Genomic DNA, 18,062 nt, shown 5'->3' with positions numbered 1-18,062 from the left:
TACCTCGAAGCGAGGTACACCGTATCGAGGTATTCGGGCGGCGGGCAAGGCAGAATGCGGGGGTGCTGGAGTTGGCGATCCTGGGGTTCCTCGGCGAGGAGCCGCTGCACGGGTACGAGCTGAAGAGCCGCATCACGCGCCTCGCCGGGTACGCCCGGCCGGTGAGCGACGGCAGCCTCTATCCGGCGATCAACCGGTTGGAGCGGGCCGGGCTGGTCAACCGGCAGCGGGAGCCCGGCGCGGCGGCGGCGCCGCGGCACACCCTCTCGCTCACGGCGGCGGGGCGGGAGGAGTTGCGGCGGCGGCTGCGGGATCCGGCGGAGCTGGACGTCACCGACCAGAACCGCTTCTTCACCCTGCTCGCGTTCCTGGGCCAGCTCGCCGACCCGGCCGCGCAGGCGGCGGTGCTCGAACGCCGGCTGGCCTTCCTCGACCAGCCGGCGAGCTTCTTCGCCACCGACGACCGGCCGCAGCGGGCCGCCGAGCAGGCCGATCCCTTCCGGCGCGGGATGCTGGTGATGGCCAGGGAGATCAGCCGGGCCGAGCGGTCCTGGCTCCGGGCGACCATCTCCGAACTGCGGGCGGGCTGAGCGCGCGCGGAGGCGACGATGGTCCGGCGTCCCTGGCGGGGACGCCGGACCATCGTCGTCGCGGGTGGCGCCGGGACGGGCTCGGTCAGCCGACGGCGGCCAGGTCGGTGAGCCGGGCCAGCGAGTCCTCCAGATCGGCGCCGACCCGGCGCAGCCCGAGCCGGAGCAGAGCGGCCTTGACGGGTCCGGCGGGCCACCGCACGACGATGAGCCGCACGACGGTCCCGCCCTCCTCCTCGTCCGGGGTCAGCTGTACGTAGATCTCGGTGCGCGCCTCGGCCCGGGCCCCGGCGCCCCTGGCCCGTTCGCGCCACCCGATCAGGGTCGGCTCCTGGTAGGCGATGACCTCGGCCTCGTGTGCCGCGCCGCGCCCGGCCTGGACCAGTTGGCGCCGCCCGAAGCCCTCCCCGGAGAGGACCTCGGCCGCGCGGACACCCGCCAGCCAGGCCGGCAACTGCTCGGCCCGCTGCACGACGTCCCAGACCGCTTCCACCGGCGCCACCACGTGCGCACTGCGTTCCACGAGGATCATGTCTATCTTTCCCCCACTTAAAACACATCCGCGATATTCGGCACTCTATGTGTAAATCGGACTTAAGTGGACGGCTTCGGAAAAGACACGCCGAAAACCCTTGCCACGACTGCCCTCCTGGGCCTATGGCGCGTCGGCCCCCCGAGCCCTAGAGTCGCGAGCACGCTTCGCGTTTTGGGAGGGCGAATGACGAGCGCGCCGATGCCCGAGTTCCCCGCCGGCTTCCGGTGGGGGGTGTCCACCTCCGCGTACCAGATCGAGGGGGCGGTCACCGCCGACGGCCGCGGGCCGTCCATCTGGGACACCTTCGCCCACTCCCCCGGCCGGATCGTCGACGGCAGCACGGGCGACGAGGCGTGCGACCACTACCACCGCTACGCCGAGGACGTCGGGCTGCTGGCCGGGCTCGGGGTGTCCGCGTACCGGTTCTCCATCGCCTGGCCCCGGATCCAGCCCACCGGCGCGGGCCCGGCGAACCCGGCCGGGCTCGACTTCTACGACCGGCTGGTGGACGCCCTGCTCGCCGCCGGCGTGGACCCGGTCGCCACCCTCTTCCACTGGGACCTGCCGCAGGCCCTGGAGGACGCCGGCGGCTGGCTGAACCGGGACAGCGCCGACCGCTTCGCCGAGTACGCCGACCTGGTCGCCGCCCGCCTCGGCGACCGGGTGAAGCTGTGGATCACCCTCAACGAGCCGTTCATCCACATGAGCCTCGGGCACGGCATGGGCGTCCACGCCCCCGGCCGGATGCTGCTCTTCGACGCCTTCCCGGTGGCCCACCACCAGCTCCTCGGGCACGGCCTCGCGGTCTCCGCGCTGCGCGCCCGCGGCACCGCGCCGGTGGCCATCGCCAACAACTACTCACCGGTGCGCCTGGCCGGGGAGACCGACGCCGACCGGGCCGCCGGGGCGGCGTACGACGCGCTGCACAACCGGCTCTTCACCGACCCGCTGCTCGGGCGCGGCTACCCGGAGGAGCTGGGCTTCGACCCGGCCGTGGTGCGCGCCGGCGACCTCGACGTGATCGCCGCGCCCGTCGACGTGCTCGGGGTGAACTACTACAACCCGACCGGCATCCGGGCGCCCGCCGAGGAGGACTCGCCGCTGCCGTTCGAGATCGTGCCGCTGGACGGCTACCCGCGCACCGCCTTCGACTGGCCGGTGGCCCCGGACGGGCTGCGCGAGCTGCTGCTCCAACTCCACCACCGGTACGGCGACGCCCTGCCGCCCATCCAGATCACCGAGAGCGGCTGCGCGTACGACGACGAGCCGGACGCCGACGGCCGGGTGCCCGACCCGGACCGGATCGCGTACCTGGACGGGCACCTGCGGGCGGTGCACGAGGCGATGGCCGCCGGGGTGCCGGTGACCGGGTACTTCGTCTGGTCGCTGCTGGACAACTGGGAGTGGGCCGAGGGCTTCACCAAGCGGTTCGGCCTCGTGCACGTCGACTACGCCACCCAGCGGCGCACGCCGAAGTCGTCGTACGCCTGGTTCCGGGACCTGGTCCGGCGATGACCACCGTCAACCCCACGCCGGCCTCGCTGCCGGCGGCGCTCGCCGAGCCGACGGTGCCGGTGCGGCGGAGCTGGATCGCGCTGATCTTCGCGGCCAACCTGGGCGTCTGGATGGCCTTCTTCACCCCCATCCAGGTGCTCCTGCCGCAGCAGGTGGAACGCATCGCGCCGGGCGACAAGGAGGCCATGCTCGCGGTGGTCACCGGTCTCGGCGCGCTGGCCGCGGTGCTGGCCAACCCCCTCGCGGGCGCGCTGTCGGACCGTACCTCGCTGCGGCTGGCCAACCGGCACTTCGGCCGCCGGCACGTCTGGACCGCGTGCGGGGCGGTGGTCGGCGCGTTCGCCCTCGTGGTGCTGGCCCGGCAGGACAGCATCGCCGGGGTGGCGGTCGCCTGGGTCGCCGCCCAGGTCTGCTTCAACGCCATGCTGGCCAGCCTCACCGCGGCCATCCCCGACCGGGTCCCGGTGGCGCAGCGCGGCGGCGTCTCCGGCTGGGTGGGCATCCCGCAGGCGCTCGGCCTGGTGGTCGGCGCGGTGCTGGTCACCGCCGTGGTCACCGGCAACGCCGCCGGGTACGCCGCCATCGCGCTCGCGGTGCTGCTGCTGTCCCTGCCGTTCGCGCTGCTCACCCAGGACGACCCGCTGCCGCGCGAGCACCGGTCGCCGCTGCGGGCGCGGGCGCTGCTCGCCTCGATGTGGATCAGCCCGCGCCGGCACCCCGACTTCGCCTGGGCCTGGTTCACCCGCTTCCTGGTGCAGACCGGCAACGCGCTGGGCACGCTCTACCTGCTCTACTTCCTCACCGACGGGGTGCGGGTGGCCGACCCCGAGGGCGCCCTGCTGGTGCTGATCCTGCTCTACACCCTGGGCATGATGCTCACGGCCGTGGTGGCCGGACGCCTCTCCGACCGCTCGGGCCGGCGCAAGGTCTTCGTGATCGTCTCCGGGCTGATCATGGCGGTGGCGGCGGTGCTGCTCGCCGTGGCACCGACCTGGCCCATGGCGATCGTCGCCGCGCTGCTGCTCGGCGCCGGCTACGGCGTCTACCTGGCCGTGGACGCCGCGCTCATCACCCAGGTGCTGCCCGCCGCCACCGACCGGGCCAAGGACCTCGGCGTGATCAACATCGCCAACTCGGCGCCGCAGGTGCTCGGCCCGGCGCTCTCCGCCCCGATCGTGGTCCACCTGGGCGGCTACCCCACCCTGTACGCGGTCACCGCGGCGGTCACCCTGGTCGGCAGCGTCCTCGTCCTGAAGATCCGCTCGGTGCCCTGACGTGTGAGGAAGGGCCCCTTTACCCTCACGAGGCGTTAAGAAGGGGCCCTTCCTTATGCGGTCGCGGGCCGCCGTAGGCTGGGGGGCGTGACGGTACGTGTACGCTTCGCCCCCTCCCCGACCGGAATGTTCCACGTCGGCGGCGCCCGCTCGGCCCTGCAGAACTGGATCTACGCCAAGCAGCAGGGCGGGGTGTTCGTGCTCCGCATCGAGGACACCGACGCGGCCCGCAACAAGCCCGAATGGACCGAGGGCATCCTCTCCGCGCTCGACTGGATCGGCATCGCCCGGGGCAGCTACGAGGGCCCGTACTTCCAGTCCTCGTACGCGGGTGAGCACCGGGCCGCCGCCCAGCGGCTCTACGAGGGCGGCCGGGCGTACTACTGCGACTGCACCCGCGAGGACGTACAGGCGCGCACCGGCTCCCAGTACCAGGGCTACGACGGCTACCACCGCGACAAGGGCCTCGGCCCCGGCGAGGGCCGGGCGCTGCGGTTCCGCACCCCGGACGAGGGCGAGACCGTGGTGGTCGACCTGATCCGCGGCGAGCCGACCTTCGAGAACAAGCTGATCGAGGACTTCGTCATCGCCCGCGGCGACGGCTCGCCGGTCTTCCTGCTGGCCAACGTCGTCGACGACATGACCATGGGGATCACCCACGTGATCCGGGCCGAGGAGCACCTGCCCAACACGCCCAAGCAGCAGCTGCTCTGGGACGCGCTCGGGGTCAAGCCGCCGATCTGGGCGCACGTGCCCGTGGTGGTCAACGAGAAGCGGCAGAAGCTGTCCAAGCGGCGGGACAAGGTCGCCCTGGAGGCGTACCGCGACGAGGGCTACCTCGCCGAGGCGATGCGCAACTACCTCATGCTGCTCGGCTGGGCGCCCTCCGGCGACCGGGAGATCGTGCCCTGGTCGGTCATCGAGGACGAGTTCCGGCTGGAGGAGGTGAACCCCTCCCCCGCGTTCTTCGACGAGAAGAAGCTGCGGGCGTTCAACGGCGACTACATCCGGGCGCTGCCGGTCGAGGAGTTCATCGCCGCCTGCCAGCCCTGGCTGACCGGCACCGACACGATCGCCCCGCCGCCCTGGCAGCCGGCCGAGTTCGACGCGGCCGCGTTCGCCGCCGTGGCGCCGCTCGCGCAGACCCGGATCGCGGTGCTCAGCGAGATCGTGCCGAACGTCGACTTCCTCTTCCTGGCCGACCCGCTCATCGACGAGGGGGCCTGGGCCAAGGCGATGAAGGAGGGCGCGGCCGACCTGCTGGACGCGGCGATCGCCGCGTTCGAGGCGCTGGAGTCCTGGGACGCCGAGTCGCTGAAGTCCACGCTGGAGGCGGTCGGCGCGGAGCGCGGCCTGAAGCTGGGCAAGGCGCAGGCCCCGGTCCGGGTCGCGGTGACCGGCCGGACCGTCGGGCTGCCGCTGTTCGAGTCGCTGGAGGTGCTCGGCCGCGACCGCACCCTGACCCGGCTGCGGGCCGCCCGGGTGCGCCTGTTCTGACCCCGGATCGTGAGGGGCCCGCCGGTCGTCCGGCGGGCCCCTTCTCGCGTACGCGGGGTCAGCCGCGGGTGGACCGGCGGCGCAGCAGCAGGCCCGCGCCGAGCGCGACCAGCACCACGGCGGCGCCGATCGCCCACAGCCACCCCGTACCCCCGTCGTCGTCCGCCTCGTCCGCCGCGGGCGCCGGGCTCGCCGCGGACGTCGCCGGCGAGCCCGCGGGCGTGCCCGGCGCGGCGCTGGTCGGCGCGGCGCCGCTCGGCACGGCGGTGGTCGACGGCGGCGCGGCGGCCGTGCCGGTGGTCAGGGTGAAGCGGACCTCCCCGCTGACCGGGTGGCCGTCGGCCGAGCCGATCCGGTACGCCACGATGTAGAGGCCGGCCGCGCCCGGGGTGAACGGCACGCTGACCCGGTTGGCGGCGAACGTGGGCGCGCCGCCCGTGGCGGGCACGTTGTCCGGCCCGGTGACTGTGATCTTCGTCGTGGCGGGCGCCGGCGAGGCGAGGAACCGGAGCTCGATCCGCTTCGGCGCGGTGGCCACCCGCGCCCCGTTCTTCGGATCGCTGCCGGTCAGCGAGTTGTGCGCGGCCGCCGGCGCGGCCGGCAGCAGCACCGGCACCGCGGCCGCCAACCCGAGCACCAACAAGCCACGCGCCACGCGGGCGACCCTGCCCCCCATGAACCCCTCCATCCGGGTACGATCCGGCCGCCGATCATCGGCCGCTCTGTTGGTCGGTCGCAGATCGCAAATAGTTCCAAATACTCTCCCAGCAGCTGCAACCCAGCGACATCCTGCGGAGTCTTTGAAGGTGGACGCCGGCCCGCGCCCGGCGGCCACCGTCGGCCGGTCCAGCGCGATCTGCAGCGGAAGCCACCCATCGAACGGGGCGAGGAGGCGGCGATGGTCCGTAAGGTGAAGCGGCTGCTGGCCGCCGTGGCCGGAGTGGTGGTGGCGACCGCGTGCTCGCTGGCCCTCGCCGGCACCACGGCGGCGCAGGCGGCGCCCAAGCCCAAACTCGCACCGGCCGGTGTGGACATCACCGGCCACCGGCTCGACCAGCCGCTGCAACTGCGCGCCGACAGCCGGCCCGCCGAGGTGAACATGGTCGTCGACCAGGTCAAGTGGCTGGGCGCCAGCGGCCAGCAGCGCGGCCCGGCCGCCAAGGACCTCGGTCCCAAGTACACGGTCGTGGTGCTCTACGCGGGCTCGCCGACGAAGACCTACGACCTCTACCCGCTCGCCAAGGGCGGCCCCCGGGTCTACCGGCCGGCCAAGCAGCCCGACCTGAGCAAGACCCGGGCCGGCTGGTTCTTCGGGCGGCTCAACATGTCCGAGACGCTGCGCACCGTGGGAGTGCCGCTGGACCGGCAGTTCGACACGATCAGCGGCGGCATCGGCGGCGGCGAGCGGGTCATCCCGGAGGAAGCCCTCGACCCGGTGCAGGACATCGACGAGGCGCTCGGCGAACTCCAGCGGCTGCTGCTGCTCAACGTCGGGGTGATGGTCGTCATCACCGCCGGGCTCGCCGGCATCGCGCTGCTGGTGCGCCGCCGCACCCGCTGAGCCGTCCGGCTCAGACCTCCAGCACCACCTTGCCCCGGACGTGTCCCGCCGCCACCAGGCGCTGCGCCTCGGCCGCCTCGGCCAGGGGGAACGTCCGGGTCACGTGCACGGCGAGCCGGCCGGCGTCGACAAGCCCGGCCAGCACGCTCAGGTCGGCCGTGGACGGCTTCACAAAGACGTAGCTGCCGCCGAGCCGGGTGACGTGCTCCGGGTCGGCGGTGGAGACCAGCCGCGCCGGCCGGGCGAGCAGCGCGGCGGAGACGTCCAGCGCGTCGCCGCCGAACAGGTCCAGCGCCACGTCCACCCCGTCGGGCGCGACCGCGCGGACCCGGTCCAGCAGGCCGTCGCCGTGGCTGACCGGCTCCGCCCCCAGCGACCGGACGAAGTCGTGGTTGGCCTCGCTCGCCGTGCCGATCACCCGGCCCGCGCCGAGCGCCCGGGCCAGCTGCACCGCCAGGTGCCCCACCCCGCCCGACGCGCCGTGCACCAGCACCGTGTCGCCGGCGCCGGTGCGGGCCAGCTGCAACGCCTGGTAGGCGGTGAGCCCGGCCAGCGGCAGCCCGCCCGCCTCGGCCCAGGACGCCTGCACCGGCTTGTCCGCCAGGCACCGCTCCGGGGCCGGGACCAGCTCCGCGTACGTGCCGTGCTGCACGTCGTCGCGCCGGACGTAGCCGATCACCTCGTCACCGACGGCGAACCCGGCCACCGCCGGCCCGACCGCCTCGACCACCCCGGCGGCGTCCCAGCCGGGCACCAGCGGGAAGTGGCTCGGCATCAGGGCGGCCAGGTGCCCCTCGCGGATCTTCCCGTCGACCGGGTTCACCCCGGCGGTCCGCACCCGGACCAGGACCGTGTCCGGTCCCACCGGCGGGCTGGGCAACTCGCGCAGGGTGAGCCGGTCGACATCGCCGTACGCGTCGATCGCGATCGCCTTCACCCGGCCCACGCTAGTCGCCGGACGGCGACCGTGGGGTCAGCACCAGCGGCGGGGCGGTCGCTCCCGGCGCACCGCACGGCTGCGCGGACGGACCGCGCCGTGCCGGTGGGCGCCCGCCCAACCGGGCAGGTCGCTGAGGCAGCCCTGCGCCGGCTCCGGCTCGGGCCCGGCCGGGGTCGCCGGCTCGGCGGCCCGCTGGCGGGGCACGGGCGGCTCGTCGTCCGCGCGCTCGGGCGTCCAGCCGGCGGCCGGCTCGCCCGGATGGGTCAGGCCCGTCCGGCGCGGGTGCTTGGCGGACGCCTGCTGGTCGTGGTGGCCCGGCCGGCAGGGCTCGCCCTGGGCGCAGCCGTGCTCGGCCTCCCCGTGCGCCATCCCGGTCTCCTCACACTCGCCATCGCCCGTCGGGCGGTCGTCACCCCGACGTGCTCTGACACCGTACTGGCCGGGCCCGACGGGCTCGTCAGCGCGTACCCGTGGAGATCGTCCGGGAGGGGATCGGTCAGGGGCGGCGGGCGGCGTCCAGGTCGGCGCGGGTGAGCAGGGCGCGCAGGGCGATGCCGTGGTCGGCGAGGGCCTCCGCGCCGCCCTCGCCCCGGTCGATCACGCACAGCGCGTGCTCGACGGTCGCGCCCAGCTCGCGGAGCTGGCCCGTGGAGATCACCACCTGGCCGCCCGAGGTCAGCACGTCCTCGACCACCAGGACCCGCCGCCCGGCGATGTCCGCGCCCTCGGCCAGCCGGGCGGTCCCGTACGCCTTGGCGGTCTTGCGGACGAACGCGCAGGGCAGCCCGACGTGCCGGGCCAGCGCGGTGACCACCGGGATGCCGCCCATCTCCAGGCCGGCCAGCACCTCCGTGCCGGGCGGGACCAGCCTGGCCAGGCTGGCGGCGACCCGGTCCAGCAGCACCGGGTCGGCCTCGAACTGGTACTTGTCGAAGTACTCGTCGGCGGTCCGGCCGGAGCGGAGCACGAAGCGCCCGGTGAGGCGGCAGGTGGCGTCGATGTCGCGGGCGAGGTCGGCGAGGGCGCGCGGGGTGTCGGTCACGGGAAACCATTGTCGCCGCCGGCCGCCGTCGCCGGCCCGGCGGGCGGGCCTCGAAGTGGAGTCGCTGGTCAGGGCGTGTCAGGCTGGTGCCGTGAGCGCGAGGAGTGAGCCCCGCAGTCGCGAGCCGAGGGAATGCCGTGAGTGAACCGGGCGGGACCGAACTGTCGGCGACGCTGCGCCGTATCGAGCGGGCGGCGGGCGCGCTGTCCACCGCCAGCGTGGCGCGGATGGACGAGACGCTGCCCTGGTTCCGGGAGCTGCCGGCCGACCAGCGCTCCTGGGTCATGGTGGTCGCCCAGGCGGGTGTCCGGTCGCTGGTGCAGTGGCTGCACCAGGGCGGCGGCGCGACCGACAGCACCCAGGAGGTGTCGGACGAGGTCTTCGCCGCCGCGCCGCAGGCCCTCGCGCGCTCGATCACCCTCCAGCAGACCGTCGCGCTGATCAAGGTGACCATCGAGGTGGTCGAGGAGCAGGTGTCGCACCTCGCCGTGAAGGGCGAGGAGCAGTTGCTGCGGGAGGCGGTGCTGCGCTTCTCCCGGGAGATCGCCTTCGCCGCCGCCCGGGTCTACGCCCGCGCCGCCGAGACCCGCGGCTCCTGGGACGCCCGCTTGCAGGCGTTGCTGGTCGACGCGCTGTTGCGGGGTGACTCGCCGGACGTGCTGGCCAGCCGGGCGGCGGCGCTGGGCTGGTCGGACGCGCCGCCGGTGGCGGTGGCCGTGGGCCGCTCCCCGGGAGGCGAGGTGGCGGCCGTGCTGCACACCGTCTACCGGCAGGCCCGCCGGATCGGGGTCGAGGTGATCGGCGGCGTGCACGGCGACCGGCTGGTCATCGTGCTGGGCGGGGCGGCCGACCCGGTGGCGGCCACGGAGAAGCTGCTCACCGCGTTCGGGGAGGGCCCCGTGGTGGTGGGCCCGGCCGTGCCCAGCCTCGACGAGGCGACCGACTCGGCGCGCGCCGCCCTGGCCGGCTTCCGGGCCGCGCCGGCCTGGCCGACCGCGCCCCGCCCGGTCTCCGCCGCCGACCTGCTGCCCGAGCGGGCCCTGGCCGGGGACGCCGAGGCCCGCCGGCGGCTGCGCCACGACGTGTACGCGCCCCTGGCCCGGGCCGGCGGCGAACTGCTGGAGACACTTGACGCGTTCTTCGCGGCCGGCGGCACGCTGGAGAGCGCGGCGCGGGCGCTCTTCGTACACCCGAACACGGTGCGTTACCGGCTGAAGCGGGTCGCCGAGGTGGCCGGCTTCTCCCCGCTCACGCCCCGCGACGCGTTCACCCTGCAGGTGGCCCTGACGGTGGGGCGGCTCGACCCGGTGGTCCCGGGTGTCGCACCGGTCCCGAGCCAGACATCCGCCCCAGGTGCCAACAAAACGCCGCAGACAGGTGATGATCGGCGCCGATCTTTGTAGGTTCCCTCCAAAGCTTCTAGTGCGGTTTGGTGCCGTGCGTTACAGCGCGACCCGCGAGTATCCGTCAGAGTCGTAGACGTGCTCGCCGTACTCTCACCCGGACAGGGTTCCCAGAAGCCCGGTTTCCTGACCCCCTGGCTCGACCTGCCCGGTGCGGCGGAGCGCCTGCGCTCGTGGTCGGCGCTGGCCGGGGTCGACCTGCTCCACCTCGGCACCGAGGCCGACGCGGACGAGATCAAGGACACCGCCCGCACCCAGCCGCTGCTGGTGGCGGCCGCGCTGCTCGCCGGCGAGCACCTGCCCATGGACGAGGTCGCGGTGGTCGCCGGCCACAGCGTCGGCGAGCTGGGCGCCGCGGCCCTGGCCGGGGTGCTGACCGCCGAGTCGGCCGTGACCCTCGCCGGCGTACGCGGCCGGGAGATGGCCGCCGCCTGCGCGCTGGAGCCGACCGGGATGGCCGCCGTGCTCGGCGGCGACCCCGACGAGGTGCTCGCCGCCCTGGAGGCGCACGGGCTGCACCCGGCCAACCGCAACGGCGCCGGCCAGATCGTCGCCGCCGGCGCGGTGACCGGCTTGGAGAAGCTGGCCGCCGAGCCGCCGGCCCGGGCCCGGGTGATCATGCTGAAGGTGGCCGGCGCCTTCCACACGCCGTACATGGCCCCGGCCGAGGCCGCGCTGGCTGAGGTGGCCGCGGACATCACCCCGGCCGACCCGGCCCGGACGCTGCTCTCCAACCTGGACGGCGGCGCGGTCACCGACGGCCGGGAGCTGGTGCGGCGGCTGGTCCGCCAGGTCACCGCCCCGGTCCGCTGGGACCTGTGCATGCGCACGCTGGCCGACCTCGACGTCACCGGCGTGATCGAACTGCCGCCGGCCGGCACCCTGGCCGGCCTGGTCAAGCGCGAACTCAAGGGCGAGGGCGCGCCGGAGATCGTCACCCTGAACACCCCCGACGACCTGCCCGCGGCGCGGGACCTGATCGCCCGCCACGGCGGGCGGGGAACGGAAGGTAACAACTGATGCCCGGCAGCCGGATCGTCGCGATGGGGCACTACCAGCCCTCCCGCGTGGTCACGAACGACGACCTCGCCCAGATGGTCGACACGAACGACGAGTGGATCCGGGACCGGGTCGGCATCGTCACCCGCCGGATCGCCGGGGACGAGACGGTGGCCGACATGGCCGCCGCCGCCGCCGGCAAGGCGCTGGCCAACTCGGGCCTCACGGCCGCCGACATCGACCTCGTCGTGGTGGCCACCTGCACCTCGGTGGACCGCAGCCCGAACGTGGCCTGCCGGGTCGCGGCCAAGCTCGGCATCAGCGCGCCGGGCGCGTACGACATCAACACCGCCTGCTCGGGCTTCGCGTACGCCCTCGGCACCGTGGACCACGCCATCCGGGCCGGGGCGGCGCGCAACGCGATCGTCATCGGCGCGGAGAAGCTCTCCGACTTCACCGACTGGACCGACCGCTCGACCTGCATCATCTTCGGCGACGGCGCCGGTGCGGCCGTGGTCACCGCGGCCGCCGAGGGTGAGCCGGCCGGTGTGGGTCCGGTGGTGTGGGGTTCGGTGCCGGAGAAGAGCGACGCGGTCCGGATCGAGGGCTGGCGGCCGTACATCGCGCAGGAGGGGCAGGCGGTCTTCCGCTGGGCCACCACGGCCCTGGCCCCGCTCGCGCTCCAGGCCTGCGAGAAGGCCGGGGTGGACCCGTCGGAGCTGGCCGCGTTCGTGCCGCACCAGGCCAACGCCCGGATCATCGACGGCATCGCGAAGCGGCTCAACATCCCGGACGCGATCATCGCCAAGGACATCGTCGAGTCCGGCAACACCTCGGCGGCGAGCGTGCCGCTGGCCCTGTCGAAGCTTGTCGAGCGGCGGGAGGTGCCCGCGGGCGCCCCGGTGCTGCTGTTCGGCTTCGGCGGCGGCCTGACCTACGCCGGTCAGGTCGTCCGCTGCCCCTGAAGACCCCCTCGGGCGCGAGCGCGCCGAGGTGTGACGGCCGGCGTCGCCGACCGTCGAGTGAACCCCCGATGAGAGGAACCCACCGCAATGACCCGTGACGAGATCACCGCCGGCCTCGCCGAGATCCTCGAAGAGGTTGCCGGGGTGAACCCGGACGACGTGGCCGAGGGGAAGTCCTTCACCGACGACCTCGACGTCGACTCGCTCTCCATGGTGGAGGTCGTGGTGGCGGCCGAGGAGAAGTTCGGCGTCAAGATCCCGGACAACGAGGTGCAGAACCTCAAGACCGTCGGCGACGCCGTCAGCTACATCGAGGCGCAGTCCTGATCATGAGTCGTCCCGACGTCGTCGTCACCGGGCTCGGCGCGACGACCCCGCTCGGCGGGGACGTCGCGTCGACCTGGGACGCCATGCTCGCGGGCCGCTCCGGGGTGAGTGCGCTCACCCAGGAGTGGGCCGCGCAACTGCCCGTCCGGATCGCCGCACAGCTCGCCGTCGACCCGTCGACGGTGCTGGACCGCGTCAAGCTGCGCCGGCTCGACCGGTCCGAGGCGATCGCCATCGTGGCGGCGCAGCAGGCCTGGGCGGACGCCGGCCTGGCCGACTCCGGGCTGGACCCGGAGCGGCTGGCGGTCAGCGTCGGCTCCGGCATCGGCGGCGCCACCACCCTGCTCGCCCAGGACGACATCCTGGAGGCGTCCGGCCCGCGGCGGGTCTCCCCGCACACCGTGCCGATGCTGATGCCGAACGGCCCGGCCGCCTGGGTCGGGCTGGAACTCGGCGCCAAGGCCGGCGTGCACTCGGTGGCCAGCGCCTGCGCGACCGGCGCGGAGGCGATCGCGCTGGGGCTGGACATCATCCGCTCCGGCCGGGCCGACGTGGTGGTGGCCGGCGGCACCGAGGCGGTCATCCACCCGCTGCCGATCGCCGGCTTCGCCTCGATGCGGGCCATGTCGACCCGCAACGACGAGCCGGAGAAGGCGTCCCGCCCGTGGGACAAGGGCCGCGACGGCTTCGTCCTCGGTGAGGGCGCGGGCGTGGTGGTCCTGGAGCGCGCCGAGCACGCCGCCGCCCGCGGCGCCCGGGTCTACGCGCGCCTCGCCGGCGCCGGGATCACCTCGGACGCGTACGACATCGTGCAGCCGCACGCCGAGGGCGAGGGCGCCATCCGGGCCATCGCCAAGGCGGTCGCCGACGCGGACGTCGCGAAGACCGACATCAAGCACGTCAACGCGCACGCCACCTCCACGCCGGTCGGCGACATGCTGGAGATCGGCGCGCTGCACAAGGCGGTGGGCGACCACCCCCTGCTGACGGCCACCAAGTCGATGACCGGGCACCTGCTCGGCGCGGCCGGTGCGCTGGAGTCGATCGCCACCATCCTGGCCATCCGGGACGGGGTCGTACCCCCGACGATCAACCTGGACGACCCGGACGAGGGCCTCTCCCTGGAGGTGGCCGCGCACAAGGCCCGCCACCTGGAGATCCCCGCGGCGCTGAACAACGCGTTCGGCTTCGGCGGGCACAACGTGGCCCTGGTGTTCACCCGGCCCTGAGCACGGCGTACCCGCTTCGGGGCCCGCGTCCGCACCGGACGCGGGCCCCGAGCGCGTCCCGGCCGGTTAGGGTGAGGGCCGCCGAGCCGTCGAGGAGCACCACGCGTGGAAGCGACCGAGATCCGTAAGCTCGCCGCGCTGGAGGACACCCACTGGTGGTACCGGGAGCGGCGGGTCCTGCTGGGCCGGGCGCTGCGGCGGCTGGCCGCGACCGGCGTCCATCCGGGCCGGGCGCTGGACATCGGCGCGGCCGGTGGCGGGAACACCCGGGTGCTGCGGGCACACGGCTGGCGGCCGCTCGCCCTGGAGTACAGCGCGGAGGGCGCCGGGGTGGCCCGGGAGCGGGGCCTGGACGTCATCCGGGCCGACGCCCGCCACCTGCCGGTCCCCTCGGCGGGCCTCGACCTGGTGGTGGCCTTCGACATCCTGGAGCACTTCGACGAGGACCACCTCGCCGCCGCCGAGATCCGGCGGGTGCTGCGCCCCGGCGGGACGGCGCTGATCGCGGTGCCGGCCGACATGCGGCTCTGGTCGGCGCACGACGTGGCGGTCGGGCACGTACGCCGCTACGACCGTGCCGGGCTGCGGGCCGTGGTGGCGAAGGCCGGGCTGGCGCTCGACGAGCTGTGGAGCTGGAACGTGCTGCTGCGCCCGGTGGCCGCCTGGCGTCGCCGCCGGTCCACCGGCTCCGACCTGGACGAGTTGCACCCGCTGGTGAACCTGGGCCTGCGCACGGTGGTCGCGGCCGAGCGCCACCTGCCCGTGAAGGCGCTGCCCGGGGTGTCGCTGATGCTGCGCGCGCACCGCCCGTCCTGATCCCGGGGCGGACCGCTCAGCGCAGCCGGTAGACGGCCGTGCGGGAGTTCTCGAAGCGCAGGTCGGCCAGCGTCCGCAGGGCCGGCGCCTCGGCGCCGACCTGCCGGTCCACCACCAGCCAGCGCACGCCGTACCGGTCGCGGAGGGCGGCCAGGCCGGCGGCCGTGGGTGCGGTGAAGGCCGTGTCGTTGGCGCGCTGCCGGCCGGCGTCCCAGAACGGCGCGTACGGGCCCTCCGGCCGGCCGACCATCCGGGGCGCGAACGCCCAGCCCTCGACCAGCACCGACCGCTCGGCGTAGCCGCTGAGCCAGAACGAGCGGGCGTCGCACCAGCCGTCCACCACCTCCCGGCAGTGCGCGTTGGTGGCGAGCACGTCGTCCGGGGCGCTGTGCGCCCGCACCCAGCGGGCCGCCTCGACCCGGGAGGCCGGCATCGCCACCACCGGGTACGCCCCGCCGTTCGGGTAGACCCGGGTGGCCGCGGCGTCCATGACCAGCCCCGGCGCCCCGGCGGCCAGCAGGGCGGTGAGCAGCACCAGCCCGCCCCGGCCGGCCAGCCCGGGCCAGCGCCCCACGAGGGCCGGCCAGCACAGGGCCGCCAGCACCACCGGCACGGCCAGCGCGGCGGCCCAGAGGAGCAGCGGCAGCACCGGGGCGTACGCGGGAACGGCGGGCGTGCTGACCGCGGAGTCGAGCTGCACCGCGGTGAGCAGCACGGCGAGCCCGGCGGTGCCCGCGCCGAGCAGCCACCGGCCCCGGGTGGAGAGGGCGGCCCGGTCGGCCACCTCGGCCCAGCCCCAGGCGGACAGGAGCACGCCGAAGGCGAACCCGGTGCGGGTGAAGTACTGGTTGCTGCTGCCGGGATGCCCGACGAGCAGGTAGATGGCCGGGCCGGCGAGCGCGCCCCCGAGCAGGAACACCTGCACCGGTTCGAGCCGCCACCGGCGCAACCGGAGCAGGGCCAGGGCGCCGGCCACCCGGAGCTGGAGGTTGAGCAGGAACGCCACCGCCACCAGCACCCAGCACAGCGCCGTCACCCCGGCCTTCCGGTCGGTCGGGACGTACGGGCGCAGCCCGGAGAACGGGTCCAGGACCACGCCGTGGCTCTCGAACGCGAACAGCACGGCGGTGGCGAAGAACTGCGCGGCGAGCGCCAGCCCGGCGGCGACCAGCACGCCCCGGGGCGGCCGGCGGCGGACCAGCAGGGTGGCCGCCGCGGTGAGCCCGAGCGCGGCCAGCACCACCGGCAGGGTGCTGGCCTTCGCGCCTGTCGACGCGGCCAGGAACAGGACCGCCAGCGGCCACGCGCCGCGGCCCAGCGCGGGCACGGCCACCCCGCGGGCCCGGCCGACGATCTCGCCGAGCACGGCGATCAGTGGCAGCAGCAGCACCCAGCTGTACGTCATCGACGGGCTGCCCCAGACGATGAAGGTGGCCTGGCTGCCGAAGAGCTGCCGCCAGCCGTTCTCGAAACCGAACTCGCCCACGGTGAACAGCAGCGCGGCGGCCACCACCCCGGCGTACGGCCGGCCGGTGATCCGCCAGCCGACAACGGCGACCAGCACGGCGGCGAGCGCGCAGAGCGCGGGAACGGCGAGCCGGAACAGCACCGTGGGCAGGTCGACGCCGCTGACCAGGCTGGTGGCGGCCAGGTGGGCGAAGCCGAACCAGTGGTAGTGCAGCGGCTCCCCGGCGACCTGCGGCACCTCGGGCGGCACCTGGTGCGTGGCCGCCCCCGCGATGGAGAGCTGGAAGGCGAGGTCGATGTACTGTGCCTGCCCCTCGTCGGCGGGCAGCACCGGGTTGACGGCGAGGAACGAGCCGTACAGGTAGAGGGTGAAGCCGACCACCACCCCCGCCAGCGACCAGGCCCACCCCGCCGGCGCCACGGTCGGGTACCGCACCCGCCAGTGCCGGCGCAGCCGCGGCACGGCGGCGAACGGCCCCACCACGGCCAGCGGCCAGAGCCGTAGCCACCCGGGCAGCCCGAGGGCGGTGAACCCGGCCCACGCGACAAGCTCCAGCACCAGGCCGACCGCCGCGCCCATGGCCAGGTCCTCGACCACTGTGTGCGGCCGGCGGCGCAGCGCGCGGAACACCAGCGTGCCGGGGAGCAGCACGGCCAGCGCCGCGTACGCCGTCCAGCGGGCGATCGGGGCGACCGGGGTGTCGGCGGCGAGCAGCACGGCGACCACGGCGGCGTAGGCGGCGACGGCCGGCGCCCAGCGCAGGGCGGCGGGACGGCGGCGCGGGTCGACGGCCGCCGGGGCGGCGCCGGCGGCGAGGGCGGTCACCGCAGGCTGTCGGCCAGCTCGGCCGGGTCCGGACGGTCCGGCCCGGCGGCGGCGCTGTCGCCGGCAACCACGTACGCGGGCCGGCCCTGCACCGCGGTGTAGATCCGGGCCACGTACTCGCCGAGCAGGCCGAGGCAGAGCAGTTGCACCGCGCCGAGGAAGAGGATCGCCACGTAGAGCGAGGGCCAGCCGCTGACCGTGGCGCCGGCGAACCAGGCCAGCACGGCCACCACGACGAGCATCCCGCAGACCGCCACCCCGACCAGGCCCAGCCAGGTCGCCACCCGCAGCGGGGCGGCGGAGAAGCTGGTGACGCTCTCGGCGGCCAGCCCGGCCATCCGGGACAGCGGGTACTTGGTCCGGCCGGCGGCGCGCTCCTGCCGCTCGTACGTCACCTCGCCGCTGGGGAAGCCGAGCCAGGGCACCACGAGCCGGAGCACCGGGTTGCGCTCGGGCAGCTCCCGCAGCGCTTCCACGACGGCCCGGCTGAGCAGCCGGAAGTCGCCGGCCTGGGCGGGGACCTGCTCGCCGACCAGCCGGCGGACCAGGCGGTAGTAGCCGCCCGCGGTCCACCGCTTGAACCGGGTGTCGCGGCTGCGGTCGGCCCGGACGGCGTAGACCACGTCGAGGTCGTCGGCGCGGGCGCGGCGGAGCAGCTCGACGATCACCTCGGGCGGGTCCTGGAGGTCGGCGTCGATGCTGGCCACGTACGCGCCCCGGGCGCGGAGCAGGCCGGCGTGCAGGGCGGCCTGGTGGCCGCTGTTGCGGCGCAGCCGGAGCACCCGCAGCTCCGGCCAGCCGACCCGGAGCGCGGCCAGCGCCGCCGCGGTGCCGTCGGTGCTGCCGTCGTCGACGGCCACCACCTCGTACGCCTCGCCGAGCCCGTCCAGCACGCCGCGCAGCCGGACGGCGAGCAGCGGGAGGACGGCCTCCTCGTTGAACATCGGCACCACCACGGACAGGGCCGGCTGCGGCGCGGTCACGGCACTCGACCCCCCGGTTCCCTGGCGGCGGCGGACGGGCCGACGCTACCAGCCGGGCAGGTCAGGGCCAGCGGGGTCGCCGGGCACCGACCC

General features: G+C 74.9%; 18 protein-coding genes. 11 read left to right on the top strand and 7 right to left on the bottom strand.

What is annotated here, in order from left to right; all coding sequences use genetic code 11:
- Positions 1–62: 62 nt before the first annotated feature.
- Positions 63–590 (top strand): PadR family transcriptional regulator, encoded by a 528-nt coding sequence (locus GA0070603_RS27500; RefSeq protein ID WP_091319674.1) that lies wholly within the window; start codon positions 63–65, stop codon positions 588–590.
- An 85-nt stretch (positions 591–675) separates the two neighbouring features.
- Here the strand turns inward: GA0070603_RS27500 and GA0070603_RS27495 are convergent, their stop codons facing one another.
- Positions 676–1,122, bottom strand: a complete 447-nt coding sequence (locus GA0070603_RS27495; protein WP_091319671.1) for an SRPBCC family protein — start codon at positions 1,120–1,122, stop codon at positions 676–678.
- A gap of 186 nt (positions 1,123–1,308) precedes the next feature.
- On the opposite strand from GA0070603_RS27495, the gene GA0070603_RS27490 reads away from it, so the two are divergent.
- From GA0070603_RS27490 to gltX, 3 genes are all read left to right on the top strand, one after another.
- Complete coding sequence (locus GA0070603_RS27490) at positions 1,309–2,640, top strand: GH1 family beta-glucosidase (protein WP_091319668.1); 1,332 nt, start codon at positions 1,309–1,311, stop codon at positions 2,638–2,640.
- Positions 2,637–3,914, top strand: coding sequence for an MFS transporter (locus GA0070603_RS27485; protein ID WP_091319664.1), 1,278 nt, complete (start codon positions 2,637–2,639; stop codon positions 3,912–3,914). Before GA0070603_RS27490 ends, GA0070603_RS27485 begins: the two co-directional genes overlap by 4 nt.
- 87 nt (positions 3,915–4,001) lie before the next feature.
- Positions 4,002–5,411, top strand: coding sequence for a glutamate--tRNA ligase (gene gltX, locus GA0070603_RS27480; RefSeq protein ID WP_091319661.1), 1,410 nt, complete (start codon positions 4,002–4,004; stop codon positions 5,409–5,411).
- Between the two features lie 58 nt (positions 5,412–5,469).
- Here the strand turns inward: gltX and GA0070603_RS27475 are convergent, their stop codons facing one another.
- Positions 5,470–6,066: a copper resistance CopC family protein gene (locus GA0070603_RS27475; RefSeq protein ID WP_244282622.1), complete on the bottom strand. Its 597-nt coding sequence runs from the start codon at positions 6,064–6,066 to the stop codon at positions 5,470–5,472.
- A 243-nt stretch (positions 6,067–6,309) separates the two neighbouring features.
- On the opposite strand from GA0070603_RS27475, the gene GA0070603_RS27470 reads away from it, so the two are divergent.
- Positions 6,310–6,972 carry a hypothetical protein gene (locus GA0070603_RS27470; RefSeq protein WP_091319658.1) on the top strand — a complete coding sequence of 221 codons (663 nt, stop codon included), beginning with the start codon at positions 6,310–6,312 and terminating at the stop codon, positions 6,970–6,972.
- Positions 6,973–6,982: 10 nt separating this feature from the next.
- Here the strand turns inward: GA0070603_RS27470 and GA0070603_RS27465 are convergent, their stop codons facing one another.
- The 3 genes from GA0070603_RS27465 to GA0070603_RS27455 form a co-directional block, all read right to left on the bottom strand.
- Positions 6,983–7,909, bottom strand: a complete 927-nt coding sequence (locus GA0070603_RS27465) for an NADP-dependent oxidoreductase (RefSeq protein WP_208862952.1) — start codon at positions 7,907–7,909, stop codon at positions 6,983–6,985.
- A 36-nt stretch (positions 7,910–7,945) separates the two neighbouring features.
- Positions 7,946–8,281: a hypothetical protein gene (locus tag GA0070603_RS27460; RefSeq protein ID WP_091319655.1), complete on the bottom strand. Its 336-nt coding sequence runs from the start codon at positions 8,279–8,281 to the stop codon at positions 7,946–7,948.
- Positions 8,282–8,408: 127 nt separating this feature from the next.
- Positions 8,409–8,954 (bottom strand): orotate phosphoribosyltransferase, encoded by a 546-nt coding sequence (locus tag GA0070603_RS27455; RefSeq protein ID WP_091319652.1) that lies wholly within the window; start codon positions 8,952–8,954, stop codon positions 8,409–8,411.
- 137 nt (positions 8,955–9,091) lie between these two features.
- Here GA0070603_RS27455 and GA0070603_RS27450 point away from each other — a divergent pair, with 137 nt between their 5' ends.
- From GA0070603_RS27450 to GA0070603_RS27425, 6 genes are all read left to right on the top strand, one after another.
- Positions 9,092–10,357 carry a PucR family transcriptional regulator gene (locus GA0070603_RS27450; protein ID WP_091319649.1) on the top strand — a complete coding sequence of 422 codons (1,266 nt, stop codon included), beginning with the start codon at positions 9,092–9,094 and terminating at the stop codon, positions 10,355–10,357.
- 78 nt (positions 10,358–10,435) lie between these two features.
- Positions 10,436–11,377, top strand: coding sequence for an ACP S-malonyltransferase (locus tag GA0070603_RS27445; RefSeq protein ID WP_091319646.1), 942 nt, complete (start codon positions 10,436–10,438; stop codon positions 11,375–11,377).
- On the top strand, positions 11,377–12,321 hold the full coding sequence (locus GA0070603_RS27440) for a beta-ketoacyl-ACP synthase III (RefSeq protein ID WP_091319644.1): 945 nt from the start codon (positions 11,377–11,379) through the stop codon (positions 12,319–12,321). The genes GA0070603_RS27445 and GA0070603_RS27440 overlap by 1 nt, the downstream gene beginning before the upstream one ends.
- A gap of 87 nt (positions 12,322–12,408) precedes the next feature.
- Complete coding sequence (locus tag GA0070603_RS27435; protein WP_007072348.1) at positions 12,409–12,648, top strand: acyl carrier protein; 240 nt, start codon at positions 12,409–12,411, stop codon at positions 12,646–12,648.
- Positions 12,649–12,650: 2 nt separating this feature from the next.
- Positions 12,651–13,877, top strand: coding sequence for a beta-ketoacyl-ACP synthase II (gene fabF, locus GA0070603_RS27430; protein ID WP_091319641.1), 1,227 nt, complete (start codon positions 12,651–12,653; stop codon positions 13,875–13,877).
- Positions 13,878–13,982: 105 nt separating this feature from the next.
- Positions 13,983–14,693 carry a class I SAM-dependent methyltransferase gene (locus GA0070603_RS27425; protein ID WP_091319637.1) on the top strand — a complete coding sequence of 237 codons (711 nt, stop codon included), beginning with the start codon at positions 13,983–13,985 and terminating at the stop codon, positions 14,691–14,693.
- A gap of 16 nt (positions 14,694–14,709) precedes the next feature.
- Here GA0070603_RS27425 and GA0070603_RS31625 read toward each other — a convergent pair whose 3' ends face one another.
- A complete protein-coding gene (locus GA0070603_RS31625; protein WP_091319633.1) occupies positions 14,710–16,986 on the bottom strand; it encodes a DUF2298 domain-containing protein in 2,277 nt (758 codons plus the stop codon).
- The gene (locus GA0070603_RS27415) at positions 16,983–17,969 is read right to left on the bottom strand and encodes a glycosyltransferase family 2 protein (RefSeq protein ID WP_279627505.1); all 987 of its coding nucleotides are present in this window, start codon (positions 17,967–17,969) and stop codon (positions 16,983–16,985) included. The genes GA0070603_RS31625 and GA0070603_RS27415 overlap by 4 nt, the downstream gene beginning before the upstream one ends.
- Positions 17,970–18,062 lie beyond the last annotated feature (93 nt).

The organism is Micromonospora chersina (genome assembly GCF_900091475.1).
GTDB classification, from domain to species: Bacteria; Actinomycetota; Actinomycetes; order Mycobacteriales; family Micromonosporaceae; genus Micromonospora; species Micromonospora chersina.
This window is presented reverse-complemented; position numbering and strand designations above follow the sequence as displayed.